Genomic DNA, 24,105 nt, shown 5'->3' with positions numbered 1-24,105 from the left:
AGGGGCTGCCAAAGGTTCTTTCGGCCCCTGTTCCAATTTCTGTCACTGTAAATCCGGGTAAAATACCATGGACAAAAAGTCGCCTGACGCCTTCCGCACCATCAGCGAGGTGGCCGAGTGGCTTGGCGTGCCCACCCATGTGCTGCGCTTTTGGGAAAGCCGGTTCACGCAGGTCAAGCCGGTCAAACGCGCCGGTGGTCGGCGGTACTATCGCCCGTCCGACATGGCGCTTCTGGGCGGCATCCGCAAGCTCTTGCATGAAGATGGGATGACCATTCGTGGCGTTCAGAAACTGCTGCGCGAGCACGGCGTGAAACATATTGCCGCCCTGTCCCCCCCCATCGATTCGGACCAATCCCCGACACCTGCCCCCGCAGATCAGGCCACATCGAATGTGGTCAGCTTCGGCGGCACGCAGGAACCGCAAGCAGACCTGACCACAGCCCCCCCGGAAGACATTGCTCCGGTTGCAGAGCCGGAACCAGAGCCGGAACCAGAGCTGCCCTCCACCGCCGCCCAGTCAGCAGACACAGCCCAGGACAGCCCGCCCCCTGCCGAGGACGCGCAGACCGCTGTTCCCGAGGCCCCGATGGCCTTTCCCAGTGGCGATGACATTGCCGAAGACACGCCCCCGGCTGAAATCATCGATATGGACCCTGCCCCGGCTGAGGGCGTTGAAGACACCCAGCCCGCCCCCCTTCCTGAGATCGCCGAGGGGGATGTTTCGCCATCCACTGCGGCCCCGGATCCGCTGGAGCCCATTCCCCATGACGGCCCCACCATCGCCGAAACGCTTGCGGTCAGTGATGCAAATAAGGCTGAGGAACCCGCAGCGCCTGATCTCCCGGATGTGACCCCGGATGAGGTGGTGCTGAGCGGTGAAGATCTTTCACCTGCAGAGGATGAAATGGTCACGCCCCTCGCCGCGGCCCCCCCGCAGGCAGATACCTCGCAAGCAGACACTTCGCTGGCAGACACCTCGCACGCAGACCCCGCACAGGCAGAGCCGCTGCCAGACGCAGAGGCCGATGCTCCCCCGGCAGAGGCCGGGATGGACCTGTTTTCCTTTGCCGATACGGTCCCCGCCGCCCCCGACACGCCCGGTGAACCCGCCCAAGGGGAAAGTGACAGCACGGCGGGCAGCGCGGACGCAAGCGGCGTTGAGGCAGATGACCTGACAGCGGCCCCGGCCATCCCTTCTTCCCCGGAGATGCCTTCCACAGACACCGCGTCGGATATCGAAACAGGGGCCGGAACAGACGGTGATATGGGCGATGAGATGGGGGATGGACTGCCCCCTCTCTCCGCCGCAGATACCCCTCTTGCGCCGGATCTGCCCCACCCCACTGAAGAGGTTGCCCCCCCCGAAGAAAACCTTGCTGTTTCCGGGGATATCCCCCCAGCACAGGACGTCCCGCCCATCGGGCAACCTGCATCGACCTCACCGCAGGAAGAAAATCTCTCCGCGCTGGCAAAGGATCAGGCAGAGGAGATCGAACCTGCGGCGGCAGAGGATGCCAGCGTGCCAGATGGCGAACCCACCGCCCCTGCCCCGCAACCTGCTGATATTTCCCATATTCCGGCGGACCCGGCAGAGGACGGCGCCCCATTGTCTGCGCCCCCGTTGACCACCGCTCTTCGCACAGCGCGCAAAACCGGAACCGACGCTCATCTGCCCGTTTTGCAGGCCTTTGCAGATCGGCTGGAGGCGCTATCGGTTCAAATGAACCGCTCTGGTCGCGGCTGAGCAAAAAGAAGTGGCGATTGGATGACTTTCCTGCGTTTTCCGGCTTGCCCCGCCCGCGAAAATCACTATGAAAGGGCCTCAGTCGGGCTATGGCGCAGCCTGGTAGCGCGTCCGTCTGGGGGACGGAAGGTCGCAGGTTCGAGTCCTGCTAGCCCGACCAAAACACCCCGCCCCAGCCGCCCGGATCGGGTTTGGGTGTGGGGCACGAAAACGGCCCGCCCCTTTCTGGGGTGGGCGTTTTTGTATCCGGGGGGTCACGTGGATATGGGAGGAATGTGATGCCTGCAGAGATGACACCGGGGGTTCTGGCCGATGCACAGATCCGGCAGATGATCACCGATGGCGCCATTGCCGCCGCCTCGCCGATCCTGAATGACCAGATCCAGCCCGCCAGCCTTGATTTGCGCCTGGGCGACCGCGCCTATCGTGTGCGGGCGTCGTTCCTGCCCGGCCAGGGCCGCACGGTGGCCGAACGGCTTGATGATCTGACCATGCATCAGATCCCGCTGACCGGCGGGGCCGTGCTGGAAAAAGGCTGCGTTTATGTGGTGCCGTTGATGGAACAGCTGCGCCTGCCCCAAGGTATGACCGGGGCGGCCAGTGCGAAATCCTCGATCGGGCGGCTGGATATGATGACCCGGGTGATCACCGATCAGGGGATCGAGTTTGATCGCGTGCCTGAGGGATATGAAGGCCCGCTTTACGCCGAGATCTGCCCGCAAAGCTTTTCGGTTGTCGCGCAACCCGGCCAGCTGCTGACCCAGATCATTTTCCGTCAGGGCCGCACCTTCCTGTCGGATGAAGAGCTGCGCGCGGTACACGAAGAGACCCCGATTGTGTCGGGCACCCCGGTGATCTCGGACGGGCTTGGGTTTTCTGTCGATCTGAAACCGCGTGATGGCGATCTTGTCGGCTATCGCGCCAAACGCCATTCCGGTGTCGTCGATCTGTCGAAGCTCGGCCATTATGACCCGGCCGAATACTGGGAAGAGGTGCGCACCACCAAGGGGCAGATCATTCTGGATCCCGGCGCGTTCTACATCCTGGTCAGCCGCGAAGCGATTGCCATCCCGCCGCACTGCGCCGCCGAAATGGCACCGTATCTTGCCATGGTCGGCGAGTTCCGGGTGCATTACGCGGGCTTTTTCGACCCTGGCTTCGGCTTTGATGCGGCGGGCGGATCCGGGTCACGCGGCGTTTTGGAAGTGCGCTGCCACGAGGCGCCGTTCGTCTTGGAGCACGGGCAAGTGGTTGGCCGGTTGGTTTATGAACGGATGTCGCAAACACCCGAGGCGCTTTACGGGGTCGACATCAAGTCGAATTATCAGGGCCAGGGGTTGAAACTGTCCAAACATTTCAAGGCGTAACGCCCGGAATGGAGCGGGCAAGGGGCGCTGCCCCTCGGCTTTCAGCCTCACCCCGAGGTGTTTTCAGCAAGAAAAAGACACGGGGTTTGAGCCGGGTTATTTTAAGCTTGGCTGGGGTCAGCTTGGCTGGGGTGAGCCTGATCAAAACAGCCGACGTGTGGCCCGTGCACCTTGCCGCGCTTTGCGGGCCATTTGCTTGGCTTTTTGCGCGCGTTTGCGCTCTTCCGGTGTCATTTCTGCAGTCGGGTCCTGATCCGCATCCCCTTTGCGACCACGCTTGGCGGCCATGTCGATGCCCGCATCCACACCTTTATTGATCAGTTGCCCAATCACCCGGCGCAGGATCATATTGATAATGCTGTTCATATTCATCGCGGATCTCTCACTTCTGCTCGCACGGCAGTATAGCCTGAAAATGCGGCGATTTCACGACCGGTTTGCAGATCACCTCAGAAACCCGCCGTCAGGTGGTCAATCTTCAAAAAGTTCGGACTGCCCGGTGGTGGCCTCTTCTTCCTCGTCACTGTCCGGGCCGGGCATCATGCCCGGTGGCGGGCGGCTTTCCAGAAGGCCAGCGGCGCGCAGCTCTTTCAGCCCCGGCAGGTCACGCGCGCTTTCCAACCCGAAGTGATCGAGGAAATGCGGCGTGACCACAAAGGTCACCGGGCGGCCCGGGGTCATGCGGCGGCGGCCAAAGCGGATCCATTCCATTTCGATCAGCTGGTCAATGGTGCCGCGCGACACCGACACGCCGCGGATTTCTTCGATCTCGGCCCGGGTGACCGGCTGGTGATAGGCAATGATCGCCAATGTTTCGATCGCCGCGCGCGAGAGTTTGCGCGTCTCAACCGTTTCTTTCTGCATCAAATAGCCCAGATCCGGCGCCGTGCGCATGGCCCAGGCATCGCCCACTTTGACCAGATGCACGCCACGCCCATCGTACCGCTTCACCAGATGCACCAGCGCCTCGCCCGCGTCACAGCCATGCGGCATCCGGCTTTCCAGTTCCGCCACGCTGACCGGTTCGCTTGAGGCAAAGAGGATCGCCTCGACCATGCGTTCCTGTTCCCCCATGGGGGGCGCTTCGAACAGGCTTTCTTCTGGCCCTTCAGTCACTTGATCATCCATCACGATTTCCTGCGAATTTCAATCGGCGCAAACGTATCCGGTTGGCGGATGTCGATCATCCCCCGTTTGGCCAGTTCCAGAGAGGCGGCGAAATTGGCCGCGGTGGCCGACCTGCGGCGTTTCCCATCCAGCACCCACCCTTCCGGCAAATAGGAACTCAGATCGGTCCAATCCCCCGCATAGCCCACCAGATCGCGCATCCTCTCGAGCGCCTGTTCCATCGTCATCAGGCTTTCGCGGTCCATCACGAAGGGGCGAAATTCATCTTTGGTGCGGATGCGCGCATAGCCCTGCATCAGATCCAGAAGCGTGGCGGTGTAGGTGACGGTGCGGATGCGGGTCACGTCTTCGGGCACGCCACGGGCAAAGAAATCGCGGCCCAGCTGGTCACGCGCCATCAGCTTCGCCGCCGCGTCACGCATCGCCTGAAGACGTTCCAGCTGGAACGCCAGATGGGCGGCCAGCTCTTCACCAGACGGGCCCTCTTCGGTCGGGTCCGGGGGCAACAACAGGCGCGATTTCAGGAAGGCCAGCCAGGCCGCCATCACCAGATAATCGGCCGCCAGTTCGATGCGCAGATGCCGCGCCTTTTCCACAAAGCCCAGATATTGTTCCGCCAGATCGAGGATCGAGATCTGCCGCAGATCCACCTTTTGCGTGCGCGAGAGCGTCAGAAGCAGGTCAAGCGGGCCTTCATACCCCTCGACATCCACAATCAGCGCCTCCGCCGCCAGGCGGTCGGTCACCGACATCACGTCTTCTGCAAACTCGTCCTGCTCCGCCATATATGCGTTCAGCTTTCTGTCGCTTCACCTGTCATCAGGCTTTGAAACTCGGCTTCAAGCGCGTCGATGTCAACAGGAACAGGGGGTTTGCGCCATGTCAGCGCGTTTTCAGCGCGAATGGCGGCAATTTCCGAGAGGGGGCCGGAGGCATCAGCCACCTCGCGCATATCTTCGAGATTGCCATTGCAATGCAAAATGAGGTCACAGCCAGCCGCCAAAGACCGCCGCGCGCGCAGGGTCAGCGGGCCTTCCAGCGCCTGCATCGACAGATCGTCGGTCATCAAGAGCCCGCCAAACCCGATCTCGTCCCGGATCAGATTGATCATCGCTTCGGACTGCGTGGCCGGATGGTCGGGGTCGATGTCGTCAAACACGATATGGGCGGTCATGCCCAAGGGCAGCGTCGACACCCCCTCAAAGGCCAGGAAGTCGGAATTGTGCAGCTCGCGCGCCTTTGTGGACACATGCGGCAGGTCCACATGGCTGTCCATCGTGGCGCGGCCATGGCCCGGCAGGTGTTTCACCACCGGCAGCACGCCCCCTTCGATCAGCCCCTGCGCCACGGCCAGGGCGCGTTCGACCACATGCACCACATCCTCGCCCAGACAGCGATTGCGCAGGACCGGGTGGGTGTCTGCAAAGGCCAGATCCACAACGGGCGCGCAATTGCCATCGATGCCCACCGACAGAAGCTCATCCGCGATCAGGCGATAGCGCAGAAACATCGCCCGCGTGGCATCGCGTTTGTTCAACTGCGCCTGATCAAGCGCGGGCAACCATTCGCGCCAGTGCGGGGCGATCATCCGCGCGACGCGCCCGCCTTCCTGATCGATAAAGATCGGCACATTTCGGCCGACCGCCCCGCGCAGATCGGCGGTCAGCGCGCGCAATTGATCGGGCGTGTCCACATTTCGGGCAAAAAGGATAAAGCCCCAGGGTTGGGACTTTTCAAAGAAATCGCGTTCGGTCTGGGTCAGGGTCAGCCCGGCACAGCCAAATATATATGCGCCCTGCGCTTGCATGGTCGCTCCTCCGCTTTGGTGTTCCGACGGTCCCCTAGCGGGTCACCACCGGAATACAAGCCGCTTTACCGGCCATCAAAGCTGAACAGAAACGACGTGCATCGGCAAGGTCTTTAAAGCCCATGGCGCGCAGGCGGTAAAAGGTCTTGCCGCCAGATTGCGCCTTTTGCACGACGCGGGTCTTGCCCGGCAGGTAATCTTCGAACCGGGTTGAAAGCTTGTCCCATTCGGCGCGGGCCACTTCGGCACTGTCAAAGGCGCCAAGCTGCACCAGGCGGGTGCCGGCGGGGATGGCGTCAGGGGCGCTTTCCTGCGTGCTGGGCACGACGGGGGTAGCGACGGCGTTTGTCGGCACAACGGTCTTCAGGTCAGCGGGGCGCGCGGTGGGGCGCAGCGATTTGCTAACCCCGGGAACCGACGCCGGGATCACCTTGGGGCCAGAGCTTGCAGCGGGTTTCGGCAGGCTGACCGGGCTTTGCGCCGCGGTGCGCGTCACCTCTTCGCTGCTGCTGCCATCTGTCAAAGGCTGCACATCGCGGCTGATGTGTTCGGCAATGGCCAGGGCTGCGGCCACCGGATCAACAGGCAGGTTTTCCATATCGATCGTTTCAGCCGGCGCCGGAGCAGCCACTTCGATCGGTTCCAACTGCGGCGCGTCAGCCTGTGGGGCCACGTCAGCGACCGCCGATGGATTGGCGGGAAGGTCTTCCTCATCCAGGTTTTCCGGGGCCGGTGCCAGAGCCACTCGATCAGAGGGCGCGCTTGCCTCACCTGACGCCTGAACCGAGTTCACCGCCAGCCCCTGATGGGCCGCGGCCAGTCCGCCCGGCTCTGCGGGCTGCACCCGCATCGGGCCTTCCAACGCCCGTACGACAGGAATGCCGGTCACATCGCGCATGGCAAGCTGATAGCCCCAGACGCCAAGCCCAACAACCAGCGCCAGCGACACCGCAGCGCCCGCGTAGTTCACCAGGGGCGCAAAACGCGCGCCATCAGAGGCGGCGGGCGGAAGGGCGCCACCGCCCCCACCTGCTGTTGGGGCATAGGTTGCAGCGGTGTGTGGCTGTGCAGGATACTGAGCCTGAGCATGCATCTGGGCATGATCCGGGGCGGGATATTGTGCAGGCGGCGCCATCATCGGCTGCGGCTGATGCCCACCGTGCATTGCCGCATGGGAAGGATCATATCCGTGTGGAGGAACCTGACCATACTGGCCTTGCGGTGCTGCACCCTGCCCCATCTGTCCCGCAAAATGCGGCTGTTGCCCGGGGTGCATGGGGGCACGTGTGTTGCCCCAATCCATATCTGCCATACCTGCCTCACATCCGGTGGGGCATGTTGATCATGCCCTCGCCCGGTCTCTGCTCGTTGCCTCGAAAGGGGCGTTTTCGCCCCGGTTCCGGCACGAGCTGAGCTTGTGATCAGCGCATTTCCTCGGCCGGATTGACCCCCAAAATACCGAGACCGGACGAAATGACAAGCTTCACGGCACGCGGCAGGGCAATTTTCTGTGCAGATGAGTCATTCTTGCCATCCTGCACAAACCGCAACTCGGGCTTTTCGTTGCCCCGATTGTAGAGCGACTGGAATTCCGCTGCCAATTCATAGAGATAAAAGGCAATCCGATGCGGTTCATGGGTGCGTGCCGCAATCTCGACCAAGCGCGGCCATTCGGCCAGTTTCTTGGCCACCGACAGCTCTGCCTCGTCTTCAATGAGCGGCTTTCCGTCCAGCGGCACACCCGCCTCGGCGGCTTTCTTCAACACCGAACAGATCCGCGCGTGGGCATATTGCACATACCAGACCGGGTTGTCGCGGCTGGCTTCCTTGACCTTGTCAAAGTCGAAATCCAGCGGCGCATCGTTCTTGCGGGTGAGCATCACAAAACGGGTCACATCCGCGCCCACCTCGTTCACCACATCGCGCAGGGTGACAAAATTGCCCGCCCGTTTCGACATTTTGAACGGCTCGCCGTTTTTATAAAGCTTCACCAGCTGGGTCAGCTTCACATCCAGCGGCACCTTCCCGTCCGAGAGCGCCGACACCGCCGCCTTCATCCGTTTCACATAGCCGCCGTGATCAGCGCCGAAGACGTCGATCAGCTGGTCAAAGCCACGTTCCACCTTGTCATAGTGATAGGCGATGTCAGGCGCGAAATAGGTCCAGGCCCCGTCGGATTTCTTCACCGGGCGGTCCACGTCATCCCCATGCTCGGTCGATTTGAACAGGGTCTGCTCGCGCGGCTCCCAATCCTCGGGCTTTTTGCCCTTGGGCGGCTCGAGCACGCCTTGATAAATCAAGCCCTTGCTTTCCAGACTGTTCAGCGCGCCCTCAATGCGGCCGGTGCCGTAAAGGGATTTCTCCGAGAAGAACTTGTCCATCTTCACACCAAGCTGGGCCAGATCCTCGCGGATCAACTCCATCATCGCTTCGGTGGCAAATTCGCGGATCTCGACCAGCCAGACCTCTTCGGGCTGGCCCACATAAGCGTCACCCACCTTGGCCTTCAGCGCCTCGCCCACCGGCACAAGGTAATCCCCCGGATAGGTGCCATCCTCAAACGCCACGTCCTGCCCGTGCGCTTCGAGGTAGCGCAGATAGACCGAGCGCGCCAGCACATCGACCTGCGCACCGCCATCGTTGATGTAATATTCGCGCGTCACGTCATAACCGGCATATTCCAAAAGGCTCGCCAGCGCGTCGCCAAACACGGCCCCGCGGGTGTGACCCACATGAAGCGGACCGGTTGGGTTCGCGGACACATATTCCACGTTGATCTTCTGATCCGCGCCCATGCTGGACCGGCCATAGCCCTCGCCCGCCAGAATGCCCGAGACAAGCCCGCCCCAGATCGCACCGGACAGGCGCAGGTTCAAAAACCCGGGGCCCGCCACTTCGGCCACGTCAATCCGATCATCTGCCGCCAGCTTGCCCGCCAAGACCTCAGCAATGTCGCGCGGCTTCATCTTCGCCGGTTTCGCCAGAACCATCGCGGCATTGGTCGCCATGTCGCCATGGGCCGGGTCGCGCGGGGGTTCCACCGCCACATTGTCAAAGCTCAGCCCCTCAGGCAGCGCGCCCTCGGCCACCATCTCATCAAGGCTCTTGATCACAAGCGCGCGAATTTCGGCAAACAGGTTCATGTTACGGATCCTTTTTCTTCCCGCGCACCTCTATCAGCCTAGGGGCAAAGGTCAAGAGAGCGCCGCCGCGGATGTGACGCAACCGCTGAACTCCGACGACACCTGAACACGCCAGGTCAACACGTCAGGGGCTTTGCCCCTCAAGCCTTCGGCTTTCACCCCAGGATTTTTCCTGACCAAAGATGGCAGGTCCACATCATCTTTGGTCTTCCAATATCCCGGGGTGAGCGAGCTTGTCTCGCGAGGGGCAGCGCCCCTACCCGCCCAGCCCCAACCGCTTGTGTTCCTGCAGCGCAAACCGGTCGGTCATACCCGCGATGTAATCGGCCACATGGCGCGCGATGGCGGTCTGATCGGCGCTGGTCAACGCCTCTTGCCACGCTTCCGGCAGGTCGGACGGGTGGGCGAGCATATGGGCAAAGAGCTCCTCCAGCACTTTGGTCACCCGCTTGCGCATCGCAACCACCGATGGCGCGCGGTACATGCGGGTAAAGAGAAACTTGCGGATCTGTTTCAGGTCGGCCCAGAGGTGATCGGAAAAGCGGATGACCGCGTGATCCAGCGCCCGCACCTCTTCGACGCAAGCGGGGTTGGCCTCTTGCAGCAAACGTTTCGAGGTCACCAGCACATCCTCTACCATCACGCCGAAGACCCGCCGCAGCGCCTCATGCCGCTGGCGCGCAGCATCCAGCCCGGGATAGGTCTGATCCACCTTGGCGATCATCTCGCCGACAATCGGCAGTTCGGCAATCTCGTCCATGGTAAAAAGCCCGGCGCGCAGCCCGTCATGCAGGTCGTGATTGTTATAGGCGATATCATCGGCAAGTGCTGCCACCTGCGCCTCGGCCCCGGCATGGGTATTGAGCTCCAGATCATGGCGCGCATTGTACTCCGCCAGCGCGAAGGGCAGGTCGCCAGTCACCGGGCCGTTGTGTTTGGCAATGCCTTCCAGCGTTTCCCAGGTCAGGTTCAGCCCGTCCCATTTGGCGTAATGGCGCTCCAGCGAGGTCACGATTTTCAACGCCTGCGCGTTGTGATCAAAGCCGCCATGCGGGGCCATCAGCTCGTCCAGCCGATCCTCGCCGGTGTGGCCGAAGGGCGTATGGCCCAGATCATGCGCCAGTGCCACGGCCTCGGTCAGGTGTTGATTGAGCCCCAGCGCGCCCGCAATGGTCCGCGCCACCTGCGCCACTTCGATTGAATGGGTCAGGCGGGTGCGGAAATAATCGCCTTCATGTTCCACGAACACTTGCGTCTTGTGCTTCAGGCGCCGAAAGGCCGAGGAATGGATGATCCGGTCCCGATCCCGCTGAAAGGGCTCGCGAAACGCGCTTTCGCCTTCCTCAAACAGCCGCCCGCGGGTGCGTTCCGGGTGGGTTGCATATGTGGCGAGCATCTGTGCCCCCTTTGCCTGTGCTGACGGGCCGGGCGTCCAGTCACCGGATGCCATATCAAAAGCCACTCAATTGCAAATAGTTACCCGGGTCAAGACCGCCACGCCTTGTCGCGCCGCGGCACGCCCCTTATATTCGATCTGCGCTGAACAGATATGATGGTTGTCCCGATGGAATTGACCCTACCCCCGAAAGTGACCCAACGCGCCTTTGACCGGCTTGCCGAAATCGGTGCGTCCGATCAGGGCAAGGCCCTGCGTGTGGCCGTGGAAGGCGGCGGATGTTCCGGCTTTCAGTACGATATTTCTTTGGATGACCCGGCCGATGGCGATCTGGTGCTGGAAGGCGCTGGCGAAAAAGTGGTGGTGGATGAGATGTCCCTGCCCTTCCTCGCCAATGCCGAGATTGATTTCACCGAGGAACTGATCGGCGCGCGGTTTGTGATCAACAATCCAAACGCCACCGCGTCCTGTGGCTGCGGCACGTCCTTCTCGATCTGAACGCTTCCCCTTGACCGATCCCTTCACGCCCGCCTTGATGGGCAAGAAGGAGATCCGCCATGACACACCGCTATACCCTGCCCTTTCGCCTGATCCATTGGGCGATGGCGCTGATCGTGCTGACCATGCTCGCCTTCGGTCAGAAGTTTGCGGGCGAGATGCCGAGGGACGAGCGGGTGTTTTCCCTGATGGGGCATTCCTCGCTCGGGGTGATGCTGGTCGGGCTGCTGGTCTTGCGGGTGGGTCTGCGGGCCACGGGCCGCGCCGGGCGTCCGGATCATGACATAGCCCCTTGGCAGAAAACGGCCTCTCGCGCGGTGCAGCTGGGACTTTATGCGCTTTTGATCCTTCTGCCGATCACCGGCATCCTGACCGCCCGTGCGCATGACCTTCCGGTCACGCCCTTTGGGCTTTTCTCCATTTCCACCCCGGATCCCGCCACCTTTGAGGCAATCCGGTTTTGGCACATGCTGGGGACCAAGCTGATGATGGCGCTTTTGGTGCTGCACATCGGCGCGGCCCTGATGCACCGCGTCCTGTTGCGCGACGGGGTGATGCGTTCCATGAGCCTCTTTCGCCCTAAATCCTGACTTAACTCCCCCGCGCAAACCCTGTATGGGGCGAGCATGCGATACGACACGATCATCATTGGCGCAGGCGCTGCGGGGCTCTTTTGTGCCGCCCACACCGGCGGGCGCACCCTGCTGCTGGATCACGCGAAACGCCCGGGCGAAAAGATCCGCATTTCGGGCGGCGGGCGCTGCAACTTTACCAACATGTATTGCGAACCGGCAAATTTCCTTGGCGAAAACAAGCATTTCCACAAATCTGCCCTGTCGCGGTACACGCAATGGGATTGGATCGCCAAGATGGATCGCGCGGGCATAGCCTGGCATGAAAAAACGCTGGGGCAGCTCTTTTGCGACGACAAGGCCACGCAAATCGTGGATCTTCTGGTGTCTGACGCAAGGGCCGCCGGGGCCGAGATCCGGCTTGGGTGTGGCGTGCACGCGGTGGCCCACGGACCAGACGGGTTCACCCTGCAAACCGATCAGGGCACGGTCACGGGCACGTCCCTTGTGATGGCCACCGGCGGCAAGTCGATCCCGAAAATGGGCGCGACCGGCTTTGCCTATGACATCGCCCGCCAGTTCGGGCATGAGATCGTGGAAACGCGCCCGGGCCTTGTGCCCTTCACCTTCCCCGACGGGCGCTTTGCCGCCCTGACCGGCCTGTCGCTGCCCGTGCGGGTCTGGAACGACCGCGCCAGTTTCGAAGAAGCACTTTTGTTCACCCATCGCGGCCTGTCTGGCCCGGCGATCCTGCAAATCTCGTCGTACTGGCGCGAAGGGGAAAGCGTGCAGATCGACCTGACCGGCGGGCACGACCTGTTCACCGCCCTGCGCGATCAGCGCCAGATCGAAGGGCGGCGCAACCTGACCACGGAACTGGGCCGCCTACTGCCCGGCAAACTGGTCGATTTCCTCGCGCCCGAACTGGGCCTGTCGGGCAATCTTGCCGATCAATCCGACACCCGCCTGCGCGAAATCTGTGACGCGCTCGCCCAGTGGACGGTCACCCCGTCCGGCAGCGAAGGGTATCGCACCGCCGAGGTCACGCTGGGCGGTGTCGCCACCTCGGGCCTCGACAGCAAAACCATGATGTCGAAACACCAGCCGGGGCTATACTTCATCGGCGAATGCGTGGATGTGACTGGCTGGTTGGGCGGGTTCAATTTTCAATGGGCCTGGGCCTCGGCCCATGCAGCGGGCAGCGCAATTGCCGCCGCGCACGGGCACTGATCAGCCAGTTTCGGCCACCCGTCCAATTCCCCGCTTAATCCCTTGTACCCCCGCGCATTTCCGCCCACATTGGGCGCGCACGAACAGGGGATCACAGAATGAAAATCGCAAGCTTCAACATCGCCGGGATCAAGGCCCGGATGCCCGCGCTGACCGCCTGGTTGGAAGAGGCCAAGCCCGATGTGGCGATCTTGCAGGAAGTGAAATCCGTGGATGAGAACTTCCCCACCGAACATTTTGAAAACATGGGATATAACGTCGCTGCCCACGGGCAAAAAAGCTTTAACGGCGTGGCGATCCTCTCAAAACATCCGCTGGAAGATGTGATGTGTGGCCTGCCCGGTGACGACAGCGACGAGCAAGCACGCTATATCGAGGCGACCGTGGTGAATGAACGCGCCGTGCGGATCTGCGGCCTGTACCTGCCCAATGGCAACCCGGTGGAATTTGACGCGAATGGTGCGCCAATCCATGATGGCAAATACGGCTATAAGCTCGGTTGGATGGCGCGGTTGCAGGCCCGCGCCGAAGAGCTGATGGAGGCCGAAGAGCCCTTTCTGATGGCGGGTGATTACAATATCATTCCACAGGCCGAAGACGCCGCCCGCCCCGAGGCGTGGGTCAAGGATGCGCTTGCGTTGCCCGACAGCCGCAACGCCTTTCGAAAACTCCTGAACCTAGGTCTGACGGAGGCGTTCCGCACCCGCAACCCGGCCCCCGAGCAATATACGTTTTGGGATTTCCAACGCGGGGCCTGGCAGCGCAATGACGGGATCCGCATCGACCATTTCCTGCTGTCGCCCGAATGCGCCGACATGCTGAAAGATTGCCAGATCGACAAAGAGGTGCGCGGACGTGAAAAGCCCTCGGACCACGTGCCGATCTGGATTGAACTGGCCGCTTAAGTGAGTAAGGCAAATCACTGATATGAAGCGTAAAATCATTATCGACACTGACCCTGGGCAAGACGATGCGGTCGCCATCCTGCTGGCCCTCGCCAGCCCCGAGGACGTCGAGGTTCTGGGGCTGACTGCGGTCGCCGGGAACGTGCCGCTGGCGCTGACCCAGAAAAACGCGCGGATCATTTGTGAACTGGCGGGCAAGCCGGACACCAAGGTGTTTGCAGGCTGTGACCGGCCTATGGTGCGCGATCTGGTCACAGCGGAATATGTGCATGGCAAGACCGGCTTGGACGGGCCGGACCTGTGGGAGCCGCAGATGCCCCTGCAGGACACCCACGCGGTGGATTTCATCATCGACACGCTGCGCAACGAGGCCCCCGGTACGGTCACACTCTGCCCGCTGGGGCCGCTGACCAACATTGCCACCGCCTTTGCCCGCGCGCCGGATATCATTGACCGGGTGCAGGACATTGTTCTGATGGGCGGGGCCTATTTCGAGGTGGGCAATGTCACGCCCGCGGCCGAGTTTAACATCTATGTCGATCCGCAAGCCGCTGATATTGTGTTTAAATCTGGCGTTCCAATTGTGGTGATGCCGCTGGATGTGACCCATAAGGCGCTGGTGACCAAACCGCGCAATGATGCGTTCCGCGCGCTTGACACCAAGGTCGGCAGCTTCACCGCCGAGATGACCGATTTCTTTGAACGGTTCGACCGCGAGAAATACGGCTCCGACGGCGCGCCCCTGCATGACCCCACCGTGATCGCCTATCTGATCCGCCCCGACCTGTTCAAAGGGCGGCACGTGAATGTGGAAATCGAAACCACCTCGGAACTGACCATGGGAATGACGGTGGCCGACTGGTGGGGGGTGACAGACCGCGCGCCCAACGCGCTTTTCATCGGCGATCTGGACGCGGATGGATTTTTTGACCTGCTGACAGAAAGGCTGGCCCGACTATGAGCGCATTGCGATTGGCGACAATGGACGATCTTGATCGGCTGACCACCTTGGTGGCCGGCTTTCACGCGGGCGAAGGCATCGTGCAAGATGACGACACAAGGCGCGGTGCGCTGGCGCCCCTGCTGGAAGGCTCGCCCCATGGGGCGATCTGGATGATCGGGCCGCGCTCGGCCCCGGTGGGCTACATTGCGGTCAGCTTTGGCTGGTCGATCGAATTTGGCGGGCTGGATGCGTTTCTGGATGAATTTTACGTGCGCGAACGGGTGCGGGGCCGCGGCATGGGGTCCGAGGCAATGCTGGCGCTGACCCGCGCACTGGCGGGCCAGGGCATCGCCGCGATGCATCTGGAAGTGGACACGGATAACATGCGCGCGCGCACGCTTTATGAACGCATCGGGTTTGCGTCGCGCGATCGTTACCACCTGATGACGCGGATGTTGTAGGCTGCGTCCATGAGTGTGACTTTTGACAATTCCTATGCCCGCCTGCCGGACCGGTTCTACGCCAAACTGAACCCGCAAAAGGTAACGGCCCCTGCCCTGCTGATCGTGAATAACGCGTTGGCGCGGGAGCTGGGGTTTGATCCCGAAGAGCTGACCCCAGAGGTACTGACCGGAAACGAGCTTTTGCCCGGAATGGACCCGCTGTCACAGGCTTATGCCGGCCATCAATTTGGCGGCTGGGTGCCGCAACTGGGCGACGGGCGGGCGTCCCTGCTGGGCGAAGTCACGGGCGATTTCGGCCGGGTAGATATTCAGCTCAAGGGGTCCGGGCAAACGCCGTTTTCCCGGCGCGGCGACGGGCGCGCCTGGCTGGGGCCGGTGATGCGGGAATACCTCGTGTCCGAGGCCATGTATGCGATGGGCATACCCACCACCCGCGCCCTTGGGGCGGCGCTGACCGGCGAACGGGTGCAACGCGAGCGCGCCTATCCGGGGGCGGTTCTGATGCGCGTGGCGGCCAGCCATATCCGGGTTGGTACGTTTCAGTATTTCGCGGCGCGCCAGGATAAAGATGGGCTTGGACTGCTGCTGGATCATGCCATTCAGCGCCATTATCCAGGCATCAGCGGCCCCGTGGCCTTCCTGTCCGCCGTGATGGAGCGGCAGGCCGAGCTGGTCGCGGCGTGGATGTCGGTGGGGTTCATTCATGGCGTGATGAACACGGACAATATGGCGGTGTCGGGCGAAACCATTGACTACGGCCCCTGCGCTTTCATGGATGCCTACCACCCGCGCACGGTGTTTTCCTCGATTGACCAACAGGGGCGGTATGCCTTTGCAAATCAGCCCGATATGGCGCTGTGGAATCTGGCACAGCTGGGCACGGCGCTGCTGCCGTTGACAGAGGATGAAGACGCGGCTGTGGAAGAAATGGGGAACCTTCTAAACGCGTTTGGCGATCGGTTTCATGCCGCCTGGATCCGACACTTCCGGGCCAAGATCGGGCTTGTGCGCGAAGAAGATGGCGACATGGATCTGATCACGGGTCTGCTGGGCCGCATGGCCACGAGCCAGTCTGATTTCACCCGGACCTTCACCGCGCTGACCGCAGGGGATGCCAGCGACGAGATCACAGATCCGGGCGCGTGGGAAAGCTGGGCGCCCGAGTGGCAGGCGCGGCTGACGCGCGAGGCGGATCCCAACGCGGTGATGGCCCAGGCCAACCCCGTGGTGATCCCACGCAATCATCAGATCGAGGCTGCCATTCAGGCGGGGGTCGACGGCGACTTTGCGCCATTTCACCGGCTTGCAGAGGCCCTCCACCGGCCCTACGATCCGAGGGAAGACGAGATGGATCTGACCTTGGGGCCGAAGCCGGCGGAGCGGGTGATACGCACTTTTTGCGGGACGTAAGCGGCCCATGCGTACAGGGGCGCTGCCCCTCGCCGCTTCGCGGCTCACCCCGAGGTATTTCCGGCAAGAAAAAGAGGACGCGGTGTGGAACTGTCACTGCTGACATATAACATTCGCAAGGCAGTGGGGCTGGACCGGCGGCGCGACCCGCATCGGGTGATGGAGGTGATCTGTCATGCGGATGCGGATGTGGTGGTGCTGCAGGAAGCCGACCGGCGGTTGGGGCAGCGCAAGGCAGCCCTGCCCGCCCGTATCATCAACGAGGAAAGCGATTACATCGTGGTCCCGCTGGCGGCAAATGGCGTATCACTGGGCAGCCACGGCAATGCCATCCTGGTGCGCCGCGGGCTGACGGTAACCCAGCCAGAGCGCATTCCCCTACCGGGGCTGGAGCCACGCGGCGCGGTTTCGGTGCAGGTGGAAGGACTGCGGGTGCTGGGCTGTCATCTGGGATTGATGCGGCGCTATCGTCACCAGCAGATGCGCAGGCTGGCGCAGGTGCTGCGCGCCGAGACAACGCCCACGGTGATCCTGGGGGATTTCAATGAATGGTCCCATCATCGTGGGTTTGAACCGCTCGACCGGAAGTTTGACATCCATGAATTTGGCAAAAGCTTTCACGCGTCGCGCCCGATGGCGGCGCTGGACCGGCTGGTGGTCAGCCCGGGCGTCAAGGTTTTGGACGGGCATGTGATACAGACCTCACTGACCCGGGTCGCATCAGACCACTTGCCGGTCTGGGCACGGGTTGCGATCAACGCCGGTTGATCAACAGGATGCCAAGCGCGACGAGAGCAAGCGCGCCGAGGGTTGCCGGGCCAAGTGTTTCCCCCAACCACGCCCAGCCCATCGCCACGCCGAAGATCGGGGACAGAAAGGCAAAGGACGCGACAGAAGACGCCTTGTAGCGTTTGAGGAGCCAAAACCAAAAGAGGAACACACCGGACGCGATGAAGACAGCCTGAAAGGCGATGCCCCAATAATGCGCCGGTTGCAGGTCGCGAATGAGGGGGCCGAAAAGGGGAGCGACAAGCAGCAAAAGCGGAGCTGACACAAGGACTTGCCAAAAGATCTGCATGTCGGCGGAGAGCGTTTTGAGCGGGGTCAAGCGCGCGCAAAGAGACACACCCATCCAGCCCAGTGCCGCGCCCAATGCGGCCAGATCCCCCCAAAGCGAGGCCTCTCCCGCACCCGAACTGCGATCAAGTATGGCCCAGACCACACCGGCAAAAGCCAACGCCAGGCCCACGGATTTCACCGGGGTCAGCTGTTCCCCCGGCAAGGTGAAATGGGCCACCAGCGCCATCCAGACCGGCATGGAATAGAAGATGATCGACACGCGCGTGACCGTGGTTAGGTCAAGTGCCACAAAGAGGCAGATGAATTCGAACGAGAAGACCAGGCCCACCAGGATGCCTGACCAGAATGTGGCGCGGGTGAATTTAAACGGCACGCGGCGCGCCAGCATCCAGAGACCCAGAACCGCAATGGCCCCAAAGCTGCGCAAGCTGGCACCGAACACCGGTTGGAACCCCTCATTGGTCAGCTTGATCACCACCTGGTTCACCGCCAGAAGCACAAACACCCCCACCAGCGACGCCGCCCCAACCCGATCCATGTGTCGTTTGTCTTCCATGGCGGGACAGGACCTTGCGCCGCGCCGCGCGTCAAGCCATTTGTGTTGCAATGCCATCATGTTATGAGAGGGCACATCACCCACCCTTTAGGCCCTCGGAAGGCCCTCGGAGCCACTCATGACCTTTTTGCAAATCGCGTCCCTTCTGATTGTCCTTGCCGGTGTGTTTGGCGCAATCAACTATCTGTTCCTGAAACTGCCCTCGGCCATCGGCATTCTGGTGGTGTCACTTCTGGCCTCGGTTGCGATCATGGCGCTGGATCTTGTGGCCCCCGGCCTTGGGGTCGCGGATCAGGTGCGCAGCACGGTGACCGGCATTGATTTCTCTGATGCTTTGCTGGAGGGGATGCTTGGGCTTTTGCTCTTTGCAGGCGCTTTGCATGTGAAGATTTCCGACCTGCGCCAGCAGTGGCGCGTGGTGTTGCTGATGGCCACCATGGGTGTGGCGCTCTCGACAATGATCGTCGGCGTGGGGTTTAGCTGGCTGACCGGCATGCCGTTGCTGATTGCCTTGGTCTTCGGGTCGCTGATCTCGCCCACTGATCCGGTTGCTGTGCTGGGGGTGCTGCGCGAAGCGAACCTGCAGAAATCTCTGGAAACCAAGATTGCGGGGGAAAGCCTGTTCAATGACGGGGTGGGCTACGTGGTTTTTCTGGTCCTTGTCGGACTGGCCTTCCCCGCAGGCGACACCCATCACGAACCGGGCCTGCAATCGGCCGCGATGTTGTTTGTGCAGGAGGCCGTCGGCGGTGCCGTTTTGGGGGTGGTGCTTGGCTGGATCACCTTCCGGGTGATGCGCCGGATCGACGATTATTCGCTGGAGGTGCTCTTGACGCTGGGCCTGGCTTTTGGCGGATACGAATTGGCGGTGGCGCTGCACGTCTCGGCCCCGATCATGGCGGTCTGCGCCGGGCTTTTGATCGGCGACGTGGGCGCAAAACACGGCATGTCCGAAGAGACGCGCCAATATGTCGACGCTTTCTGGAAGCTGATTGACGAGATCCTCAATGCCGTCCTCTTTCTGATGATCGGGTTCGAGGTCTTCGCCGTGGCCTTCACCGGCGACGCGGTTATGGCGGGGATCTTTGCCATTGCGCTGGCACTGGTGGCGCGGCTGGCGGCGGTCGCCGTGCCGGTCCTGATCCTCAAACCCTTCCGCGATTTCACCTCTGGCGTGATCCCGATCATGACCTGGGGCGGGCTGAAGGGCGGGATTTCGGTGGCGCTGGCGCTCAGCTTGCCCGATAACGAATGGAAACCCCTGATCCTGACGGCCACCTATATCATTGTGATCTTCTCGATTATCATCCAAGGGCTGACCGTGGCCCCCCTGGCCACGAAACTCGGACGCGAACCGGAGCTGATGTAATGCGCTATTTTGTTTATGATGTGTTCACCGACACGCCGTTTGGCGGCAACCAATTGGCGATTGTGCCGGATGCCGGGGATCTGAGCGAGGCGCAGATGAAGGCCATCGCGCGCGAATTCAACTTTTCGGAAACCAGCTTTATCCTGCCGCCGGAAGACCCCGCCCACACCGCGCGGGTGCGCTATTTCACCCCGGCGCGGGAACTGCCCTTCGCCGGTCACCCAACCATTGGCACCGCGATCATGCTGGCGCAGCAACACGGCCACGAAGATATGGTGCTGGAGCTTGGCGTCGGGCCGCTGACCTGCCGCGCCACCGGTAATTCTGCGTCCTTTTTCACCGAACACCCGCTGGAGATCAAAGCCCACCCCGCCGCTGACCTGGTCGCGCGGGCCCTGGGCTGTGACATCCTGAATTTGCGCAGCATCCCGGTGCTGGCCTCGCTGGGCGGGGATTTTGTCTTTGTGCAATTGGACAGCCGCGAGACCCTGTCAAAACTCTGCCCCAACACAGATGCGATGCGCGAAGGGGCCGCGCTTTACCCGGGCAACCACGATTTCGCGGTCTACCCCTATGTGATGGATGGCAGCATCGTGCACACCCGCATGTTCGCGCCGCTGGATGGCATCCCCGAAGACCCGGCCACGGGATCTGCTGCGGCACCGCTGGCCGCGCTTCTCAGCGAAACCTTGGATCGCCGGGTCGAGATCACCGTGCACCAGGGCGATGACATGGGCCGCCCCTCGCGCATCGCGCTGACTGCGGAAAATGGCCGGGTCACTGTCGCCGGCCAGGCGGTAAAGGTCATGGAAGGGCAGCTTTTCGTGTGACGCCCCCCTTCGGGCACGCGCGCGGGTGTCGCAAATCCCCCGGTTTCCCCCTTCGGAATTTCGCGTCATAAATGGCAAAAGATTCGTGAGGCTGACTGATCATGCCAGATAAAACCATTCTTGCCCGCTGCGAGGAAAAAGGCCTGCGCATGACCGAACAGCGCCGGATGATCGCCCGCGTGTTGCAAAGCGCCCATCACGACCACCCGGATGTCGAAGAGCTTTACGCCCGCGCCTCGGATGTGGATGCCGGCATCTCGCTCGCCACCGTCTATCGCACCGTCAAGCTGTTCGAAGAGGCCGGGATCCTCGTGAAGAACGAATTCGGTGATGGCCGTGCCCGCTATGAAAGCGCCGATCGGGATCATCACGATCACCTGATTGACCTGACGACCGGCAAAGTGATTGAATTTGTTGACCCGGAGATCGAGGCGCTGCAGGAAAAGATCGCCGAAAAATTGGGATACAAGCTTAAGGATCATCGGTTGGAACTGTACGGCGTGCCAATCGACAAGACATGACACAAGGCAAGCTGGGGGCCAGCCCCCAGACCCCCGGGATATTTAAGGACCAAAGATGCCCATACGCCTTCATCTTTGGTCAAGAAATATCCCCGGGTGAGCGCGCCTGCCGCGCGAGGGGCAGCGCCCCTGACCGAGCGAAGCGAGGCCACGCCCAAGCCTGGCAACCGAAGGGCGCAAAGGCGCGGGAGCCTCCCTCCCCATCCATTCACTCACTCATCACCAAAACAAATGTGACCCATCACGTTTTCCCCGCTTGTTTCGGATCCAAAATTTCGGTTCTGTCATCCGGCAAAACTCCGGATCCTGAACATGCAAAATATTCGCGGCATCATCCTTGTTACGCTTTCCATGGCCGCTTTCGCGCTTGAGGACGCGTTCATCAAGTCCAGTTCCTCCGGGTTGCCGGTATCCGAGGTGCTGGTTTTTCTGGGCGCGGGCGGCGCCGTGGCCTTTGCTGTGGTCACCTATCTGACCCGGGGCACATTGGCCCCGCTGGTGCATCGCGACATGCGCTCGCCCATGTTGGTTTGGCGCGCGATCTCCGAGGGGATTTCCGCGATGTTCTTCATCACCGCCCTGTCTTTGGTGCCAATTTCCACCGTGGCTGCCGTGTTTCAGGCGACACCGTTGGCCATCACCGCAGGGGCGGCGATTTTCCTTGGGGAAACGGTCGGCTGGCGGCGTTGGACGGCGATTGGCGTGGGGTTTCTTGGTGTGCTTTTGATCATCCGCCCCGGGGCCGAGGATTTTGACATGGCGGCATTGTTCCCCATTGCCGCCGTCTTCGGCATCGCGGTACGCGACCTGATCACCCGTCAGATCGACCCGTCGATCCCGTCAACATCGGTCAGTTTCTATGGCTTCTTCGCGCTGATCCCGGCTGGCCTTCTGATGATCCTGGTCACCGACCCGTTTGTCGTGCCACAGGGTATCGAATGGGGATTTCTGGCGGGCGCGATGGTGTTTGGTGTCAGTGGTTACTATGCCATCGTCATGGCGATGCGCATCGCCGAGACCTCGATCATCATGCCGTTTCGCTATGCGCGCCTGATTTTCTCGATCATCCTGGGCATGGTCATCTTTGGCGAACGTCCCGATGCATTGACCTATTTGGGGGCCGGCATCGTGATCAGCAGCGGAATTTACATGTTTCTGCGCGAAGCTCGCGCTAACAGGCGCGCCGCCCGGTTGCCCGACGCGGCGTGACGGGTTAAAGACGCCTCAACTGAAGTTTTCTTCTTATTGGGAGCGCTAACATGAGCACCATCGTCGATATTTTCGCCCGCGAGATTCTGGACAGCCGCGGCAATCCGACCGTAGAGGTCGATGTTATTCTGGAAGACGGCACGCTGGGCCGCGCCGCTGTCCCCTCGGGTGCCTCGACCGGCGCACATGAGGCGGTGGAAAAGCGTGATGGCGACACATCGCGTTACCTGGGCAAGGGCGTTCTGGCGGCTGTGGAAGCCGTAAACGGCGAGATTGCCGAAACGCTGATCGGCTTTGACGCCACCGAGCAGGAAGCGATTGACGCCGCGATGATCGAACTGGATGGCACCGCCAACAAGGGCCGCCTTGGGGCCAACGCCATTCTGGGCGTGTCTCTGGCCGTGGCCAAAGCCGCCGCCGACGCCTCGGCCCTGCCGCTTTACCGCTATGTGGGCGGTGCCTCGGCCCGCGTGTTGCCGGTGCCGATGATGAACATCATCAATGGCGGCGAGCACGCCGATAACCCAATCGACATCCAGGAATTCATGATCATGCCAGTTGCTGCGGAAAACATCCGCGAAGCGGTGCGCATGGGAGCCGAAGTGTTCCACACGCTGAAAAAAGAACTCTCCGCCGCGGGCCTGTCGACTGGCATTGGGGATGAGGGTGGTTTTGCCCCGAACATCGCCTCGACCCGTGACGCGCTGGATTTCATCATGAAGTCGATCGAAAAAGCAGGTTACAAACCGGGCGAAGATATCTACCTCGCCCTCGATTGCGCGGCGACCGAGTATTACAAAGACGGCAAATACGTTCTGTCGGGCGAAGGCAAATCGCTGAGCTCGGAAGAGAACGCCGATTATCTGGCCGCCCTTTGCAACGACTACCCGATCATCTCGATCGAAGACGGCATGTCGGAAGATGACTGGGACGGCTGGGTCGCGCTGACCAAGGCCATCGGTGACAAGGTGCAGCTGGTGGGCGACGACCTCTTTGTGACCAACCCCGAGCGTCTGGCCGAAGGCATCGCCAAGGGCGCGGCCAACTCGATGCTGGTGAAGGTGAACCAGATCGGGTCGCTGTCAGAAACCCTGAAAGCCGTCGATATGGCCCACCGCGCGCGCATGACCAACGTGATGTCGCACCGCTCTGGCGAAACCGAAGACGCCACCATCGCCGACCTGGCCGTGGCCACCAATTGCGGCCAGATCAAAACCGGCTCGCTGGCGCGTTCCGACCGGCTCGCCAAATACAACCAGCTGATCCGCATCGAAGAACAGCTGGGCGCGACGGCGGAATATGCAGGCCGCAGCATTCTGAAGTAAGCTGGCTAAGGGGCTGTCACACAGGCCGCCCTCTCGGAGCACCACACAGCCGAACACGCCGGATCGCCCCACGCGGTCCGGCGTTTTTTTTTGAAGCTAACTCACCTTTCCGCGCGCCCGCGTCCCCAAGCAGCCACGCCGGGGAAAGGACGGGATCTGGCGGAGAACCATCAACAATTGTTCGACAAATCGGACATCAAACAGACCCTCCTGCATCACGCGCGTCGTCATCCGCGTGCCAAATGCTCTTTTTTCCTTGTTCCAAATATCCCGGGGTGAGGCCGTTCGGCCGAGGGGCAGAGCCCCTCCCCCCCGTCACCAGCACAAGATCGGTCTGCGAAATCCGTTCGCGCACCCGCCGGGCCGCCGTGTAGGCGGTGCTGTCATAAAAGGCCTGCGCCACCTCAGTGCTTTCAAATTCGATCAGTGTGACCAGGCCGCGCGCGCCCCCTTCGCGATACTCCGCGTTTGGGTCGCGCGCCAGGATCTTGCCGCCATAATCCGCAATTGCCGCCGCCGACAGGCGTTTGAACTCTTCAAACGCGTCCGCATCATGCACACGAATATTGGCAATCAGATAGCCCTTTGCCATCTTCCCCTCCTTC

24 protein-coding genes and 1 tRNA gene are annotated in these 24,105 nt (G+C 61.8%); 16 read left to right on the top strand and 9 right to left on the bottom strand.

Features of this window, described 5'->3' with window-relative positions:
* Nucleotides 1-67 precede the first annotated feature (67 nt).
* The 3 genes from ACP15V_RS06230 (at nucleotide 68) to ACP15V_RS06220 (ending at nucleotide 3,114) form a co-directional block, all read left to right on the top strand.
* The gene (locus tag ACP15V_RS06230) at nucleotides 68-1,747 is read left to right on the top strand and encodes a MerR family transcriptional regulator (protein ID WP_424942820.1); all 1,680 of its coding nucleotides are present in this window, start codon (nucleotides 68-70) and stop codon (nucleotides 1,745-1,747) included.
* Nucleotides 1,748-1,830: 83 nt separating this feature from the next.
* Nucleotides 1,831-1,907: transfer RNA gene (locus tag ACP15V_RS06225), tRNA-Pro, on the top strand.
* 118 nt (nucleotides 1,908-2,025) lie between these two features.
* Nucleotides 2,026-3,114, top strand: coding sequence for a 2'-deoxycytidine 5'-triphosphate deaminase (locus tag ACP15V_RS06220; RefSeq protein WP_424942819.1), 1,089 nt, complete (start codon nucleotides 2,026-2,028; stop codon nucleotides 3,112-3,114).
* Nucleotides 3,115-3,255: 141 nt separating this feature from the next.
* Here the strand turns inward: ACP15V_RS06220 and ACP15V_RS06215 are convergent, their stop codons facing one another.
* From ACP15V_RS06215 to ACP15V_RS06185, 7 genes are all read right to left on the bottom strand, one after another.
* Nucleotides 3,256-3,480 (bottom strand): hypothetical protein, encoded by a 225-nt coding sequence (locus ACP15V_RS06215; RefSeq protein ID WP_424942818.1) that lies wholly within the window; start codon nucleotides 3,478-3,480, stop codon nucleotides 3,256-3,258.
* Nucleotides 3,481-3,585: 105 nt separating this feature from the next.
* Complete coding sequence (scpB, locus tag ACP15V_RS06210) at nucleotides 3,586-4,242, bottom strand: SMC-Scp complex subunit ScpB (RefSeq protein ID WP_424942817.1); 657 nt, start codon at nucleotides 4,240-4,242, stop codon at nucleotides 3,586-3,588.
* Entirely contained in the window at nucleotides 4,242-5,027 is a 786-nt protein-coding gene (locus ACP15V_RS06205) for a segregation and condensation protein A (protein WP_424942816.1), read from the bottom strand. Before ACP15V_RS06205 ends, scpB begins: the two co-directional genes overlap by 1 nt.
* A gap of 8 nt (nucleotides 5,028-5,035) precedes the next feature.
* Nucleotides 5,036-6,049 (bottom strand): glycoside hydrolase family 3 N-terminal domain-containing protein, encoded by a 1,014-nt coding sequence (locus ACP15V_RS06200; RefSeq protein WP_424942815.1) that lies wholly within the window; start codon nucleotides 6,047-6,049, stop codon nucleotides 5,036-5,038.
* Between the two features lie 34 nt (nucleotides 6,050-6,083).
* The gene (locus tag ACP15V_RS06195) at nucleotides 6,084-7,361 is read right to left on the bottom strand and encodes an SPOR domain-containing protein (protein ID WP_424942814.1); all 1,278 of its coding nucleotides are present in this window, start codon (nucleotides 7,359-7,361) and stop codon (nucleotides 6,084-6,086) included.
* Between the two features lie 109 nt (nucleotides 7,362-7,470).
* Complete coding sequence (gene argS, locus ACP15V_RS06190) at nucleotides 7,471-9,192, bottom strand: arginine--tRNA ligase (RefSeq protein WP_424942813.1); 1,722 nt, start codon at nucleotides 9,190-9,192, stop codon at nucleotides 7,471-7,473.
* A gap of 256 nt (nucleotides 9,193-9,448) precedes the next feature.
* Nucleotides 9,449-10,588: a deoxyguanosinetriphosphate triphosphohydrolase gene (locus ACP15V_RS06185; RefSeq protein WP_424942812.1), complete on the bottom strand. Its 1,140-nt coding sequence runs from the start codon at nucleotides 10,586-10,588 to the stop codon at nucleotides 9,449-9,451.
* A gap of 174 nt (nucleotides 10,589-10,762) precedes the next feature.
* Here ACP15V_RS06185 and ACP15V_RS06180 point away from each other — a divergent pair, with 174 nt between their 5' ends.
* The 8 genes from ACP15V_RS06180 (at nucleotide 10,763) to ACP15V_RS06145 (ending at nucleotide 17,378) form a co-directional block, all read left to right on the top strand.
* Nucleotides 10,763-11,086: a HesB/IscA family protein gene (locus ACP15V_RS06180; protein ID WP_424943384.1), complete on the top strand. Its 324-nt coding sequence runs from the start codon at nucleotides 10,763-10,765 to the stop codon at nucleotides 11,084-11,086.
* Between the two features lie 59 nt (nucleotides 11,087-11,145).
* Nucleotides 11,146-11,676, top strand: coding sequence for a cytochrome b (locus tag ACP15V_RS06175; RefSeq protein WP_424942811.1), 531 nt, complete (start codon nucleotides 11,146-11,148; stop codon nucleotides 11,674-11,676).
* Between the two features lie 36 nt (nucleotides 11,677-11,712).
* Nucleotides 11,713-12,888, top strand: coding sequence for an NAD(P)/FAD-dependent oxidoreductase (locus tag ACP15V_RS06170; RefSeq protein ID WP_424942810.1), 1,176 nt, complete (start codon nucleotides 11,713-11,715; stop codon nucleotides 12,886-12,888).
* A 98-nt stretch (nucleotides 12,889-12,986) separates the two neighbouring features.
* Nucleotides 12,987-13,793: an exodeoxyribonuclease III gene (xth, locus tag ACP15V_RS06165; protein WP_424942809.1), complete on the top strand. Its 807-nt coding sequence runs from the start codon at nucleotides 12,987-12,989 to the stop codon at nucleotides 13,791-13,793.
* A gap of 22 nt (nucleotides 13,794-13,815) precedes the next feature.
* Nucleotides 13,816-14,754, top strand: a complete 939-nt coding sequence (locus ACP15V_RS06160) for a nucleoside hydrolase (RefSeq protein WP_424942808.1) — start codon at nucleotides 13,816-13,818, stop codon at nucleotides 14,752-14,754.
* Nucleotides 14,751-15,197: an N-acetyltransferase family protein gene (locus ACP15V_RS06155; RefSeq protein ID WP_424942807.1), complete on the top strand. Its 447-nt coding sequence runs from the start codon at nucleotides 14,751-14,753 to the stop codon at nucleotides 15,195-15,197. Before ACP15V_RS06160 ends, ACP15V_RS06155 begins: the two co-directional genes overlap by 4 nt.
* Nucleotides 15,198-15,206: 9 nt before the next feature.
* Complete coding sequence (locus ACP15V_RS06150) at nucleotides 15,207-16,610, top strand: protein adenylyltransferase SelO (protein WP_424942806.1); 1,404 nt, start codon at nucleotides 15,207-15,209, stop codon at nucleotides 16,608-16,610.
* Nucleotides 16,611-16,694: 84 nt separating this feature from the next.
* A complete protein-coding gene (locus ACP15V_RS06145; protein ID WP_424942805.1) occupies nucleotides 16,695-17,378 on the top strand; it encodes an endonuclease/exonuclease/phosphatase family protein in 684 nt (227 codons plus the stop codon).
* Here the strand turns inward: ACP15V_RS06145 and ACP15V_RS06140 are convergent.
* The gene (locus ACP15V_RS06140) at nucleotides 17,365-18,246 is read right to left on the bottom strand and encodes a DMT family transporter (protein WP_424942804.1); all 882 of its coding nucleotides are present in this window, start codon (nucleotides 18,244-18,246) and stop codon (nucleotides 17,365-17,367) included. The genes ACP15V_RS06145 and ACP15V_RS06140 overlap by 14 nt on opposite strands.
* A gap of 118 nt (nucleotides 18,247-18,364) precedes the next feature.
* On the opposite strand from ACP15V_RS06140, the gene ACP15V_RS06135 reads away from it, so the two are divergent.
* From ACP15V_RS06135 to eno, 5 genes are all read left to right on the top strand, one after another.
* Nucleotides 18,365-19,615, top strand: coding sequence for a cation:proton antiporter (locus ACP15V_RS06135; protein ID WP_424942803.1), 1,251 nt, complete (start codon nucleotides 18,365-18,367; stop codon nucleotides 19,613-19,615).
* Complete coding sequence (locus ACP15V_RS06130) at nucleotides 19,615-20,445, top strand: PhzF family phenazine biosynthesis protein (protein WP_424942802.1); 831 nt, start codon at nucleotides 19,615-19,617, stop codon at nucleotides 20,443-20,445. The genes ACP15V_RS06135 and ACP15V_RS06130 overlap by 1 nt, the downstream gene beginning before the upstream one ends.
* Before the next feature lie 101 nt (nucleotides 20,446-20,546).
* Nucleotides 20,547-20,966 (top strand): Fur family transcriptional regulator, encoded by a 420-nt coding sequence (locus tag ACP15V_RS06125; RefSeq protein ID WP_424942801.1) that lies wholly within the window; start codon nucleotides 20,547-20,549, stop codon nucleotides 20,964-20,966.
* Between the two features lie 312 nt (nucleotides 20,967-21,278).
* Nucleotides 21,279-22,175, top strand: coding sequence for a DMT family transporter (locus ACP15V_RS06120; protein WP_424942800.1), 897 nt, complete (start codon nucleotides 21,279-21,281; stop codon nucleotides 22,173-22,175).
* 50 nt (nucleotides 22,176-22,225) lie between these two features.
* Complete coding sequence (eno, locus tag ACP15V_RS06115; RefSeq protein WP_424942799.1) at nucleotides 22,226-23,500, top strand: phosphopyruvate hydratase; 1,275 nt, start codon at nucleotides 22,226-22,228, stop codon at nucleotides 23,498-23,500.
* Nucleotides 23,501-23,696: 196 nt separating this feature from the next.
* Here eno and ACP15V_RS06110 read toward each other — a convergent pair whose 3' ends face one another.
* Nucleotides 23,697-24,092, bottom strand: a complete 396-nt coding sequence (locus ACP15V_RS06110; protein WP_424942798.1) for a DUF1330 domain-containing protein — start codon at nucleotides 24,090-24,092, stop codon at nucleotides 23,697-23,699.
* Nucleotides 24,093-24,105 lie beyond the last annotated feature (13 nt).

The sequence above is a fragment of the Aliiroseovarius crassostreae genome (assembly GCF_049803815.1).
In the GTDB taxonomy this organism is placed as follows: domain Bacteria; phylum Pseudomonadota; class Alphaproteobacteria; order Rhodobacterales; family Rhodobacteraceae; genus Aliiroseovarius; species Aliiroseovarius crassostreae_A.
Note: the sequence above shows the minus strand (reverse complement) of the source record. Positions and strands in the feature narration are given on the sequence as shown.